Source organism: Acidocella sp. MX-AZ02 (assembly GCF_000306035.1).
Classification (GTDB): Bacteria; Pseudomonadota; Alphaproteobacteria; order Acetobacterales; family Acetobacteraceae; genus Acidocella; species Acidocella facilis.
In genome coordinates this window covers 205,967-218,767 of record NZ_JH976207.1, presented here as the reverse complement: position 1 = coordinate 218,767, position 12,801 = coordinate 205,967, and the positions used below count along the sequence as shown (strand labels likewise).

Genomic DNA, 12,801 nt, shown 5'->3' with positions numbered 1-12,801 from the left:
GCCCTCAACCCCGCGCCGGAATTGCTGGCCACGCTGCGCGCCGCCCTGGCCGAACCCGCCCCGCCGCGGCTGGATGAGGGCGCCGCGATCGCGCCCGGTTTCGATGGCGAGCTGGATGCCGAACGGGCGTTGCGCGACGATACCAGGCGGATCATCGCCGAATTCCAGAGCGAGCTGGCGCAGCGCTACAAGGTGGCGTCGCTGAAAATCAAGCATCACGCCCAGCTCGGCTATGTGCTGGAAGCCCCCGCCGGGGCGGTGGAAGGCCTGCGCGCCTATCCGGAATTGCAGCTGCGCCAGGGCATGGCCAATGGCGCGCGCTTCACCCATCCCGAGCTTTCGGACCTCGACCGGCGCATCACCGAGGCCGCGGCGCGGGCCGGGGCGCGCGAGCGGGTGGTGTTCAACTGGCTGGTGACACAGGTGCTGGCGGCGGCCGAGCCGCTCGCCGCCTGCGCCGCCGCTTTGGCTCTGGCCGATGTGCTGCAGGGCGCCGCCCAGCTTTACGAGGCCGGGCGGTTCTGCCGCCCCGCCCTCTCCGACGATGAAGCCTACAGCATCACCGCCGGGCGGCATCCGGTGGTGGAAGCCGCCTTGCCGCCGGGCACCAGCTTCATCCCCAATGGCTGCACCCTCGCCCCGCAGCGTCTGATGCTGCTCACCGGCCCCAACATGGCGGGTAAATCCACCTTCCTGCGCCAGAACGCGCTGCTGGTGATCCTGGCCCAGGCCGGGCTGCCGGTGCCGGCGGAGGCGATGCAGCTCGGCCTCGTCGACCGGCTATTCTCGCGCGTCGGCGCCTCGGACGATCTCGCCTCCGGGCGCTCCACCTTCATGGTGGAAATGACCGAGACCGCCGCCATCCTGCATCAGGCCGGGCCGAAGAGCTTTGTCATCGTGGATGAGATCGGCCGGGGCACGGGCACCCGCGATGGCCTGGCCATCGCCCAGGCGGTTTTGGAGAGCTTGCATAACCAGAATCGCTGCCGTGCCATATTTGCTTCACATTTCCATGAGTTAGTACAGCTTGCAGAGGCCTTGCCGCGCCTGGCGGCGCATACGATGCGGGTGAAGGAGTTTCGCGGCGAGGTGGTGTTTATGCACGAAGTGGTCGAAGGTGCTGCGCAGAAGAGCTGGGGTGTGCATGTGGCGAAGCTGGCCGGGGTGCCAGACCCCGTGCTACGCCGGGCGGATGCCTTGCTGAAGACCGCCGAACGCCAACAGAACGCAACCGCGCCTTTACCTTTATTCGCCAATCTGCCCGACTCCGCCCCTGCTCCGGCAGAGCCCCCCGCGTCCGAGGCGCTGTTGGATAAACTAACCGCAATCGACCCCGATGCCCTCTCCCCGCGAGAAGCGCTCACCCTGCTCTACCGCCTGCGCGAGGATGTGCAGCAAATCCGCAACCGTTCCGCGGAAAATGCCGCCTGACCCGTGTCTCCTGAATTCCAACCAGCCGAGGTTTGTTCTAGCTTGTTCGACATGCCTGAAGCCAGGAAACAGCCTGATGTCGCCGCCGCCCTCGCCGCCCAGCTCGCGGCCGAGGCGCTGCCTCTGCGCGACGACGCCCTGGCCGCGCTGCGCCGCCAGCTCGCGCGCATCCAAACCCATGTGCAGACGCGCTTTGAAAATGAGGGGCTGAACGGGCTGCAGGCCTCGCGGCTGCACGCGCAGCTGATGGATCAGCTGGTCAGCGCCTTGTTCGCCTACACGCTGCGGATGCTCCCCCCCGGCCGAAGGACCGGCTGGCGATGGCGGCCACCGGCGGCTATGGCCGCGCCACCCTGGCGCCGTTCTCGGATATCGATCTGCTCTTCCTCACCGGCGGCACCCCCTCCGCCTCGGTGAACAAGGCGGTGGAATTCATCCTTTATATGCTGTGGGATCTGGGGCTGAAGGTCGGCCACGCCACCCGCACCGTCAGCGAATGCCTGGCCGAGGCGAAGGCCGATGTCACCATCCGCACCTCGATGCTGGATGCGCGCTGCCTGACCGGGGACCGCGCTTTGTTCGCGGATTTCCAGACCGCCTTTCGCGCCGATTGCCTGGCCGAGGGGCCGGGCGACTATATCCACGAGAAACAGGCCGAGCGCGCCGCCCGGCATAAACGCTTCGGCGACACCCCCTTCATGGTCGAGCCGAATGTGAAGGAAGGCAAAGGCGGGCTGCGCGATCTGCAGACGCTCTACTGGCTCTCGCGCTATGTTTTCAACACTTTCGCGATGTCGGAGCTGGTCGGCAAGGAGAGCCCTGGCGGCGGCATTCTCACCACCACCGAGGCGCGGGCCTGCAAGCGGGCCTGGGAATATCTCTGGACGGTGCGCTTTCACCTGCATTACGTCGCCGGCCGCGCCGAGGAGCGCCTGACCTTCGACCTGCAGCCGGTGGTCGGCGCCCGCATGGGCTATACCCGCCATGGCCGCCAGGATGGCGTCGAGCGCTTCATGCGGCATTATTTTCTGGTGGTGCGGGAAGTGGCCCGCGTCACCGGGGTGCTGGAGCCGGCCCTCATCCGCGCCGCGCTGGGCGCGCCGGCCATTGCGCCGACCACCGATGCCTCGCTGATCGCCAAGGGGTTCGTCCTCGCGGATGGGCAGATCCTGTTCGCCCCCGGCCATGACCCCGCCACCGACCCGACCTCGATCTTCCGCATCCTGATCGAGGCGCGCGACCGTGGGCTGGCCCTGCATCCGCTCGCCAAGCGCACCCTCATTCGCTATGCCGGCATCGGCGCGGAGCTGCGCGGCGACAAGAAGGCCGCCGGGCTGTTCCTCAACCTGCTCTGCGGCGGGGATGAGGAGCGCGAAAGCTGCGACTCCGCCGAATGGCTGACCATCCTCAATGAAAGCGGCATCCTCGGCCGCTTCATGCCGGATTGGCGGCGCATTGTCGGGCAGATGCAGTTCGACACCTACCACGTCTATACGGTGGATGTTCATACCGTGCAGGCGGTGCGCAACCTCAATAATCTGGAAAACGGCAAGCTCAAGGAGATCGCGCCGCTCTCCACCGAGCTGGTCAGCCAGATCCAGTCCCGCCGCGCGCTTTATGTCGCGGTGCTGCTGCACGACATCGCCAAGGGCCGCGGCGGCGACCATTCCGTGCTCGGCGCCGAGCTGGCGCTGACCATCTGCCCGGCTCTGGGGCTGGACCAGGAAGAGACCGAGATGGTCTCCTGGCTGGTGCTGCATCATCTGCTGCTGAGCCAGACCGCCTTCTCCCGCGATATCGACGACCCCAAGACCATCCTGGATCTGGCCGACACCATCCAGTCGCCCGAGCGGCTGCGGCTGCTGCAAATCCTCACCGTCTCGGACATCCGCGCGGTCTCGCCGAAGGTCTGGAATGGCTGGAAAGCCACCTTGCTGCGCGAGCTTTACGCCCGCGTCGCCGAGGTGCTGGAAGGCGGGCTCTCCACCACCGAGCGCGATACCCGAATCGCGCGGGTGAAAGAGGTGGTGGGCGCGCTGCTGGCGGATTGGCCGGCGGATGAGCGCGAGGAGTTTCTCTCGCTGGGCTATCCCAGCTACTGGCTGGGCTTCGACCCGGAAAGCATCGAGCGCCATGGCCGGATGATCCGCGACGCCAAGACCCGCAACGCCCCGCTGACGATCCAGACCGAGCCGCTGCCCGCCCGGGCGGTGACCGAGATCGTGGTCTATACCGCCGACCATGCCGGGCTGTTCTCGCGCATCGCCGGCGCGCTGGCGATTGCCGGCGCCTCGATCGTGGATGCGCGCATCCATACCCTGACCGACGGCATGGCGCTGGACACGTTCTGGATCCAGGACGCCAATGGCGGCCCGTTCGAAACGCCGAGCCGGCTGGCCCGCCTCTCCAGCGTCATCGAGCAGGCGCTGACCGGGCGGATCAAGCTGGCGGCGGAAATCCGCAAGGCGACCAAGAGCCTGATCCCCGGGCGGATGCGCGCCATCCATGTGCCGCCGCGCGTGGTGGTGGATAACCGCGCCTCCAACCGCCACACCGTGATCGAGGTGAATGGGCGCGACCGGCCCGGCCTGCTGCACGATGTCACCGCCGCGATTTCCGAGCAGGGGCTGCAGATCGCCTCCGCCCATGTCACCACCTACGGCGTGCGGGCGGTGGACGTGTTCTATGTGAAGGATGTGTTCGGCATGAAGGTGGAGAATGAGCGCAAGCTCTACCAGCTCCGCCAGGCGCTGCTGGAGGCGCTGAAAGCCAATCTGGACGAGCCGCCCCCGGCCGGGAAAACGCCGTCGCCGCAGACGGCAGCGGCCTAGGAGCGCGAAGAGGTGGGAACTTTTTGCAAAAAGTTCCCACACCCTCAAAAACTTTTGCTCCTGGTGCCTCGGCGCTGTCATTTGACATAAAGCGAATTTAATCCGATTCCTGGGGAATGGCGCGCAAGGTCTCCGCTTCCCGCATCGGCTTCATGCTGTGCTGCTTCCTGTTTCCGGGGCTGATCGGCAGTTTCGCGAGTTTCTCCATCCCCGCCCCGCTGGTGGATGTGATCCACCAGCAGGCGGCTTTGGACGCGGTGCTGGCGGCCCCCACACCGGCGGCACAGCAGGCCGCCCTGGCTTCATTGCCGCAGGCGGTGGATGAGGAGACCGCCGCCATCGCCACCCAGGGCAGCGCCCCGCTGCCCGCGCGCATCGCCGCCGCCACCACCCATATGCGCCAGCACGCCCTGGCCCAGTCCCGTGCATCCGCCTACCGCATCCGGCTGATGGTCATCACCATGACCGTGCTCGGCGCGATCTTCGCCCTTATGTTGATGGGACCAGACAGACATGAATGATCACATCGCCTCCTATTACGCCGCCAGCGCCAACCGCCAGGATGCGCGCCCGCCGCTGGAGGGCGCCATCGCGGCCGAGATCTGCATCATCGGCGGCGGCTTCACCGGGGTGAACGCCGCCCTGGAGTTGGCCCAGCGCGGCCGCCAGGTGGTGCTGCTGGAAGCGGTGCGGATCGGCTTTGGCGCCTCCGGGCGCAATGGCGGGCAGATCGTCAATGGCTATTCGCGGGATCTGGACGTGATCGCGCAGCGCTACGGCGTTGCCGCCGGCCGCAAGATCGCCGGCATGGCCCGCGAGGGCGGAGACATTATCCGCGAGCGCGTCGCGCGCTATCAGATCGATTGCGATTTGAAGCCGGGCGGGATTTTCGCCGCCCTCACCCAGTCCCAGCTGCGCGGGCTCGCGCATCATGTGAGAATCTGGGAGAGTTTCGGCTATCAGGACGGGTTCGAGCTGCTCGACCAGACCGGGCTGCAGACCCATCTGAAATCGCAGCGCTATGTTGGCGGGCTGATCGACCATCATGCCGGGCATCTGCACCCGCTGAACCTGGTGCAGGGCGAAGCGGCGGCGGCGGAAGCGCTGGGGGCGGTGATCCATGAGGGCTCACCCGTGACCGGGGTGACATTCGGCGATGTGGTGCGGGTGAAGACCGCGCAGGGCGAGGTGACGGCAAAGACCGTGCTGGTCTGCGGCAATGCCTATCTGCAAGGCGTGCTGCCGGCGCTGGAGACGCGGATCATGCCGGTCTCCACCCAGGTTCTGGCCACCGAGCCGTTGGGCGAGACCGCCGCCGAATTGCTGCCCACCGATATGTGCGTGGAGGATTGCAACTACATCCTCGATTATTTCCGCCGCACCGCGGATAACCGCATTCTCTATGGCGGCGGCATCGTCTATGGCGGGCAGGACCCGGCCAGCGTGCGGGCGAAAATCCTGCCGCTGATGCACAAAACCTTCCCGACTCTGAAGGATGCGCGGGTGGATTTCGCCTGGAGCGGCAATTTCGCCCTCACCCTCACCCGCTTCCCGCAAATTGGCCGGCTGGCGCCGAATGTGTATTTCTCCCACGGCGATAGCGGCCATGGGGTGACGACGACGCATCTGCTGGCGCGCTTGCTGGCGGAGGCGGTCAGCGGTGAATCGCAGCGCTTCGATGTCTTCGCCGGACTGCCCTATTTCCCCTTCCCCGGCGGCCGGCATCTGCGGGTGCCGCTGACGGTCGCCGGCTCCTGGTGGTATCGCTTCCGGGACATGCTGGGGCTGTAACGCCCGGTTGCCGCCGCCTGTGAATTCCAGTACAGGCTGGCGCTGCGGGCCGGGTTAGCACAGTGGTAGTGCAGCGGTTTTGTAAACCGAAGGTCGGGGGTTCAAATCCCTCACCCGGCACCAGCCTGTTTGCTATTCCGCCGGCTCGTTCAGATATTCCAGCCCGATCGCCACACCGCGCGCCCAGCAGCGGCGCACCCGGCGCGGGGCACGGCCATCGATGCGCAGGGTCAGGTAATCCGGCACCGGCATCATCACCGCGGTTTCCACCTTGGCCCCGCCTTCGGAGAGGTCACGCACCATGCAATCCACCACCGCCTGGCTGGTCATGCCATAGACCAGCTTGGCCCGGCTCAGGGCCGGCTGACGGGCGCTGCGCCGGCGTTCGGTTGTATCCGTTCGGCTTTGAGACTCGCCCAAAATCGACATGATCTCCCCTCTCAGAGAAGCGGCGCACCCGCCCTGCCCCTCGGCTTTCGTTCAATGAAGCTGAAACTCCTACTCGCCACGCGACGCTTTTAGCTGTTCCACAACCCAGGCGCGAATCGTTGCGAGTCGATAAATAATTAACACATTCTTGTGAAAACGCACCGCAAAAATCTGCACGCCTCTCCGCGAAAAACTCATGAGCATACCAACTAATTTTCGGAATCGCGGAGGGGGCCGGGGATGGCCCCGAAAAACTCATGCCTGAGCCCAGCAAGGCACGGGTTTTCTTGGATTTTCCTCTGGCTATGGTGGAAGCGGGCGCGGGGCGTGAGGCGTCTGGGCACAAGCATATCTGGACGGGGTGAATAAAAATGAGCGCGCGCAGCAAGATTTTGAGCATTGGCGGGATGGAGCGCCGGGTGGAAGAGGCACTGGCCCGCGATTTCGAGGTCTTCAGCAGCCATGACGAGTCGCTTGCCAAGCTGGTGGCGGCGCATGGCAAGGAGATCGAGGCCATCGTCACCTGGGGGCGTGAGAAGACCGACGCGGCGCTGATCGACGCCCTGCCGAAGCTGCGGCTCATCTCGAATTACGGGGTGGGCTATGATTCGGTGGATGCCCATGCCGCCGCTGCCCGGGGCGTCATCGTCACCCATACGCCGGATGTGCTGAATGACGAGGTGGCGGATTTCGCCGTGGCCCTGCTGCTGGCCACCATCCGGCAGCTGCCGCAGGCGGATGCCTATGTGCGCGGCGGGCAATGGGCAAGTGCACGGTTTCCGCTCAGCGCCTCGCTGCGCGACCGCTCGATCGGCATTGCAGGGCTGGGGCGGATCGGGCTGACCATCGCCAAGCGGCTGGAGGGGTTCGGCCGGCCGATCGCCTATCACACCCGCACGCCGCGCCCGGGCCTCGCCTATGCGTATCATCCCACGCTGGAAGGGTTGGCGGCGGCCGTGGATACGCTGATCCTGGTGATGCCGGGCGGCGCCTCCACCCATCATGCGGTGAATGCGAAGGTGCTGGAGGCGCTCGGGCCGCGCGGCATTCTGATCAATGTCGCCCGGGGGTCGGTGGTGGACCAGGAGGCGCTGATCGCAGCGCTACGAAACCGGACCATTCTCAGCGCTGGGCTGGATGTGTTCGAAGGTGAGCCGAATGTGCCGCAGGCGCTGCGGGAGATGGCGCATATCGTGCTCGCCCCGCATATTGGCAGCGCCACCGAGATGACCCGCCGGCTGATGGCCGAGCTGGTGATCGATAATGTCCGCTCCTGGTTCGCGGGCGAAGGCCCGCTGACCCCGGTGCCGGAAACCCCTTGGCCCGCCAAGGAGTGAAACGCGCACGGGCATGCCGCGCCTCGCGTGCCCCTCATCCAACAGGAGCCAAAAGCATGGCCGAGTTCGTTTTCCCCCCGCCGGCGCCGGTCACCGTACCGGTGAGCGATGGCCGCGTCTTTCCGGTGCGCCGGATTTTCTGCGTGGGCCGCAACTATGCCGCCCATGCCCGCGAGATGGGCAACGACCCGACGCGCGAGCCGCCTTTCTTTTTCACCAAACCCGCCGATGCGCTGGTGACCGAGGGCAAGGACACCCCGTATCCGAGCGAGACGAAAAACCTGCATTACGAGATCGAGCTGGTGGTGGCCATCGGCAAGGGCGGGCGGAATATCGCGCCGGCGGAGGCGCTGGGCCATGTGTTCGGCTATTCCATCGGCGTGGATCTGACCCGGCGGGATTTGCAGGACGAGGCCAAGGGCATGCGCCGGCCGTGGGATCTGAGCAAGGGGTTTGATGCCTCGGCGCCGATTGGCAGCATCGTCCCGGCCAGCGAAATCGGCCACCCAGCGGCGGGGCGGATTTCGCTCAGCGTGAATGGCCAAGTGCGCCAGGACGGGGATCTGGCGGATCAGATCTGGCCGGTGCCGGATATCGTCGCCACCTTGTCCAAGTTTATGGCGCTGGCGCCGGGGGATCTGATCTTTACCGGCACGCCGGAGGGGGTGGGCGCCATCGTGCAGGGCGATGTGGTTGAGGGTGAGATTGCCGGGGTTGGCACGCTGAAAACAAAAATTATTTAAAAGTTTTTTGGTGCCGCTTTTTTACAAAAAAGCGGCGAAGAGGGTTGGGGCGTTGGTACAGCGTTGCCGCCACCCCGAACGTTTGTGGGGACTTTTTGAAAAAAGTCCCCACACCCCCAAAAACTTTTGCGCCTTATCCCAGTTTCGTCGGGGTCGTTGCCTCGCCCGGCGGCTGGCTACGGCGCATGAAGATGCGCACATCCTGCTCGCGAATCAGCCAGTAAACCGCCCCCAACGATAAGGCGGCGGCGGAGAGGGCCAGCAATTCGGCCGGCGAGGTCGCCTGCAGATCCAGAATGATGAATTTCCGCGCCACCGCCAGCAGCGCGATCAGCATGATGGTGCGCCCACGCACCACCTCCTTGCGCTCCACGAAGGTCAGCCGCAGCGAGCTTTTGAACTCCAGCGCGATGATCACGGTGAAGATATTGCCGAATACATCCTGGAAGGCCGAAGTGCTGTTGGCGCTGAACTGGTCCTGCCAGACCAGCCCCCAGACATTCTGCACCAGCGAAACCGTCGCCACCGCCGTGATCACCATGATCAGCACGGTCAGCACCAGTATGATCATATGCTCGAAGCTCTCATAAGGCGAGGCCTCGCGGAACACCTGCCGCAGCCGGCTCCACTCGCGCGCGAACGGGTTGGCGCCTTTATGGTGATGGGGCTCAGACATGGCGCGCGCCCCTGGTCGGTCGAAATTCGCGCATCGTCACCTTTCCTGCTCGTGCCCAGGCGCCGTTTTACGCGCCAAGCCAGCGCGCAGGCAACAAGGTGCGCGCGATGTCACGAAATAACAGCGCGCCGGTTACAGCACCTGGGACAGGAAGGTCTTGGTGCGCTCATCCTGCGGGTTGCCGAAGAACTGCGCCGGGGGGGCGTGTTCGACGATGACGCCGCGATCGGTGAAATAGACCTCGTTGGCGACTTCGCGGGCGAAATTCATCTCATGGGTCACCAGCACGCAGGTCATGCCCTCCTCGGCGAGCTGGCGGATGGTGATCAGCACCTCACCCACCGTCTCGGGATCAAGCGCCGCCGTCACCTCGTCGAACAGCATCAGATCCGGGCGCATGGCGAGCGAGCGGGCGATGGCGACACGCTGCTGCTGGCCGCCGGAAAGCTCTCCAGGATAGGCATGCGCCTTGTTTTCCAGCCGCACCTTCTTCAGCAGCGCGTGGGCTTCCGCCTCCACCTCGGCGCGCGGGCGCTTGAGAACCTGCATCGGCGCCATCATCACGTTCTGCAAGGCGGTGCGGTGCGGGAAGAGGTTATATTGCTGGAACACCATGCCGACATGCCGGCGCAGCTTCAGCTTATCCAGCTTCGGGTCGTTGACCTCAATGCCCAGCACCTTCACGCTGCCCTGCTCGAAGGGCACCAGCGCGTTGACGCAGCGGATCAGCGTGGATTTACCGGAGCCGGACGGGCCGATGATGCAAGCGACATCGCCCTTGGGCACCTGCAGGGACACGCCCTTGATGACTTCGACATCGCCGAAGCGCTTATGCAGGTTTTCGATGGTGAGAAGAGCGTCGGCCATGGGTCAGATCCGTACCTTGGTGCGGCGCTCCAGGCGCCGTGTCGCGATCGCGACCGGGTAAGTGTAGATGAAGAAGAGCAGCAGCACGTAGGCATAGACCGGCGCCAGCAGCCCAGGATTATTCCCCGCCGCCGCCAGCACCTGGCCGGCGCGGGTGACGACATCATTCACCCCGACGATGGAAGCCAGCGTCGTGTTGGTGGTGAGGATGGCGTAGAGATTCATCCAGGGCGGCAGCATGCGCTTGAAGGCCTGCGGCAGGATGATCGAGAAAAGCTGCTGGTTGCGGGTGAAGCCGAGGGATTCGGAGGCTTCCCACTGGCCGGGATGGATGGAGCGCACACCGCCGCGCACGATCTCAGCGACATTGGCCATCACCGGCAGGCCGAGCCCGATCACCGCCTTCAGCCAGTCCGGCAATGAGATATGCAGCCCGCCGATGCGCATATGGTAGGGCAGCAGATAGATCATGAAAAACAGCAGCGCCAGCCAGGGGGCGTTGCGGAAGAACTGGGTGAGCGCCCAGCTGGTCTGGCGCAACGGCTTGGTCTGCGCCACCAGCCCGAGGCCGAGCGCGATGCCGAGAATGGTGCCCATCGCCATCGACAGGAAGCTGATTTCGATATTCAGCAGGAAGCCGCGCAGCAGCAGCGGCGTCCACTGCACCAAGGTGGCGAGGATGCTCTTTTGCAGCGGCGCCGGATTGGCGGCCTGGGCGACGCTGGCGCAGATCAGCAACAAAGCGGTGAGGCCGAAGCCGTGCCAGATGGTCAGGCGCGGCAGGGTGAAGCTCAGGCCGGCGCGCGCGCGCGGGCGCAGCGCCGCGGGCAGTTTCGGGAAAACCGGAAGATCGCTCATGTGCCCAACCCCGGACGGCGCAAGGACCGTTCCCACCAATGCATCAGCGCCACCAGAATGCCGACCAGGATGATGTAGATGATGAAGAGCAGGATCATCATTTCCGGCACATTTTCCGCGTCCGACCAGATCTGGTTGGAGACATAGAGCAGCTCGGGCACCGCGATGGCGTAGGCGAGCGTGGTGGTCTTGATCAGATTGACCAGATTATTGGTCAGCGCCGGCAGGCAGATGCGCAGGCCCAGCGGCAGGATCACGTTCAGATAGGTCTGCCGGCGGGTATAGCCCAGCGCCTCGGCCGCTTCGAGCATGGAATGCGGGATCGCCTCGATGCCGGAGCGGAAGATCTCGACATTGAAGGAGCCGGCATAGAGGGCGAGCGAAATGCTGGCCCAGGCGAACCCGCCGATCAAAGGCTGCGCCATGCCGAACCCGTTATGGGTATGCGGCAGCACCGCCGAGAGACCAAAGAAAAAGAAGTAGATCTGCACCAGAGGCGGGGTGTTACGAAAGAGCTCGACATAGCTCCACGTCACCCCCCGCACCCAGGCGGATTTCACCCCCTGCCCCCAGGCGCCGATGACCCCCACCAGCACCGAGGCGATGATGGTGACCACCGATAATTCAATCGTCACCCATAGACCGTGCACGAAGCGCGTGGCGTCGAACGGGTCGTAGAAGACGGTAAAATTGATGCCGGTGGTGGCGTTGAGATGCCTGAACCAGTCGGCAATGGGGGCGAGGGCGTTCAAAGTCTAGCGCTTACTTGGCGGCCTTGTGGGCATCCTCGGCGAACTTGGAATGCTGGATATGATACTTGGTTTCCAGCTGCAGCACGTAGCCGGTCTTGTTCCAGTCGCTCACGGTCTGGGAGAGGAATTTCTCGAAGGCCGGTTCACCCTGCTTGATCGCCATGCCCCAGGGTTGCGCGTCCTGCGAGGGCAACGGCATGTCGTAGCCGCTCCAGTTCGGGTCCTGCAGCTTGCCTTCGATGGCGGTGTCGTCATACAGGAACGCGTCGCAGCGGCCCTGATGCAGAGCGGTCAGCGCCTCGGCCACGCCGGTGAAGGCGACCAGCTCGGCGCCGTATTTCTCCGCCACTTCCTTGTTGTAGAACGAGCCCTGAATGGCGCAGACCGGCACGCCCTTGACCTGCGACCAGCTATGCAGCGGCACGGTCTTGGCGACCATCAGATTGTAGCCGGAGGCGTAGTAATCCGGGTGGATGATGTCGACGATCTTGGCGCGCTCGGGCGTGTCGTTCATCGTCGCGATCAGCAGATCGATCTTGCCCTGCTGCAGGAACTGGATGCGGTTGGCGGCGACGACGTTGACATAGCGCACCTTCACGCCCAGGCGCTTGGCGATATCGGCCGCCATGTCCGGCTCGATGCCGATATTCTGGCCGGACGGGCTCAGATAGCCGAAGGGCGGGTAATCGGCCTTGACGCCGACAACCAGCACGCCCTTGGACTTGATGTCCTGCAACTCATCCGCGTGCGCCGGCGTGGCGTCATAGGCGGCGCCAAACCCGGCGACCAGACCGCTGAGCAAAAATGCTTTGAATTTCATGAAAACCCCCATTTGTTTATTGAAGCCAGGCCAGCCGGGCGCCAGAACATGTTGGAGGGTAACGAGATTTGCGCGCGACGCAAAGCCCTTATTCGGCGCGCTCCCCTCTCCCCGGGCTGAAGCTGCCCATTATCGCGGCACAGCGCCTGCAATCGCACCGCCAGTCTGGACAGTTGCAGGGCAAAAAGATTTTTGTGCGGCGCTGCAGCGGCAGAGAAGAAACCGCCTGCTGAATGAGCAAAAGTTTTTGGGGTGCAGCCCTTTTT

The 12,801-nt window shown here is 64.7% G+C and carries 12 protein-coding genes, 1 tRNA gene and 1 pseudogene; 7 read left to right on the top strand and 7 right to left on the bottom strand.

All coding sequences use genetic code 11. The annotated features are described in order from the left end of the window. The 5 genes and pseudogenes from mutS to MXAZACID_RS01050 form a co-directional block, all read left to right on the top strand. A partial coding sequence (gene mutS / locus MXAZACID_RS01070) for a DNA mismatch repair protein MutS (protein WP_008492152.1) occupies positions 1–1,431 on the top strand: 1,431 nt, incomplete at its 5' end. A 51-nt stretch (positions 1,432–1,482) separates the two neighbouring features. Beyond that, positions 1,483–4,262: pseudogene (locus MXAZACID_RS01065) on the top strand ([protein-PII] uridylyltransferase). A gap of 116 nt (positions 4,263–4,378) precedes the next feature. Further along, positions 4,379–4,783 (top strand): hypothetical protein, encoded by a 405-nt coding sequence (locus MXAZACID_RS01060; RefSeq protein WP_008492151.1) that lies wholly within the window; start codon positions 4,379–4,381, stop codon positions 4,781–4,783. After that, a complete protein-coding gene (locus tag MXAZACID_RS01055) occupies positions 4,776–6,053 on the top strand; it encodes an FAD-binding oxidoreductase (protein ID WP_008492150.1) in 1,278 nt (425 codons plus the stop codon). Before MXAZACID_RS01060 ends, MXAZACID_RS01055 begins: the two co-directional genes overlap by 8 nt. 48 nt (positions 6,054–6,101) lie before the next feature. Then, positions 6,102–6,176: transfer RNA gene (locus MXAZACID_RS01050), tRNA-Thr, on the top strand. A gap of 9 nt (positions 6,177–6,185) precedes the next feature. Here MXAZACID_RS01050 and MXAZACID_RS01045 read toward each other — a convergent pair. Further along, positions 6,186–6,482, bottom strand: a complete 297-nt coding sequence (locus tag MXAZACID_RS01045; RefSeq protein ID WP_008492149.1) for a PilZ domain-containing protein — start codon at positions 6,480–6,482, stop codon at positions 6,186–6,188. Between the two features lie 371 nt (positions 6,483–6,853). Here MXAZACID_RS01045 and MXAZACID_RS01040 point away from each other — a divergent pair, with 371 nt between their 5' ends. Next, the gene (locus tag MXAZACID_RS01040; RefSeq protein ID WP_008492148.1) at positions 6,854–7,819 is read left to right on the top strand and encodes a 2-hydroxyacid dehydrogenase; all 966 of its coding nucleotides are present in this window, start codon (positions 6,854–6,856) and stop codon (positions 7,817–7,819) included. Between the two features lie 56 nt (positions 7,820–7,875). After that, positions 7,876–8,562: a fumarylacetoacetate hydrolase family protein gene (locus tag MXAZACID_RS01035; RefSeq protein WP_008492146.1), complete on the top strand. Its 687-nt coding sequence runs from the start codon at positions 7,876–7,878 to the stop codon at positions 8,560–8,562. Positions 8,563–8,695: 133 nt separating this feature from the next. Here MXAZACID_RS01035 and MXAZACID_RS01030 read toward each other — a convergent pair whose 3' ends face one another. The 6 genes from MXAZACID_RS01030 to MXAZACID_RS19615 all read right to left on the bottom strand — a co-directional run. Beyond that, positions 8,696–9,238, bottom strand: a complete 543-nt coding sequence (locus MXAZACID_RS01030) for a phosphate-starvation-inducible PsiE family protein (RefSeq protein ID WP_008492145.1) — start codon at positions 9,236–9,238, stop codon at positions 8,696–8,698. Positions 9,239–9,370: 132 nt separating this feature from the next. After that, complete coding sequence (locus MXAZACID_RS01025; RefSeq protein ID WP_008492144.1) at positions 9,371–10,105, bottom strand: amino acid ABC transporter ATP-binding protein; 735 nt, start codon at positions 10,103–10,105, stop codon at positions 9,371–9,373. A gap of 3 nt (positions 10,106–10,108) precedes the next feature. Next, positions 10,109–10,963 carry an amino acid ABC transporter permease gene (locus MXAZACID_RS01020; RefSeq protein WP_008492143.1) on the bottom strand — a complete coding sequence of 285 codons (855 nt, stop codon included), beginning with the start codon at positions 10,961–10,963 and terminating at the stop codon, positions 10,109–10,111. Next, positions 10,960–11,715 carry an amino acid ABC transporter permease gene (locus MXAZACID_RS01015; RefSeq protein WP_008492142.1) on the bottom strand — a complete coding sequence of 252 codons (756 nt, stop codon included), beginning with the start codon at positions 11,713–11,715 and terminating at the stop codon, positions 10,960–10,962. Before MXAZACID_RS01015 ends, MXAZACID_RS01020 begins: the two co-directional genes overlap by 4 nt. 10 nt (positions 11,716–11,725) lie before the next feature. Continuing rightward, positions 11,726–12,535 carry a transporter substrate-binding domain-containing protein gene (locus tag MXAZACID_RS01010; protein ID WP_039884843.1) on the bottom strand — a complete coding sequence of 270 codons (810 nt, stop codon included), beginning with the start codon at positions 12,533–12,535 and terminating at the stop codon, positions 11,726–11,728. Then, the coding region (locus tag MXAZACID_RS19615) for a hypothetical protein (RefSeq protein ID WP_205619714.1) at positions 12,532–12,801 on the bottom strand (270 nt) is incomplete at its 5' end. The genes MXAZACID_RS19615 and MXAZACID_RS01010, both read right to left, overlap by 4 nt.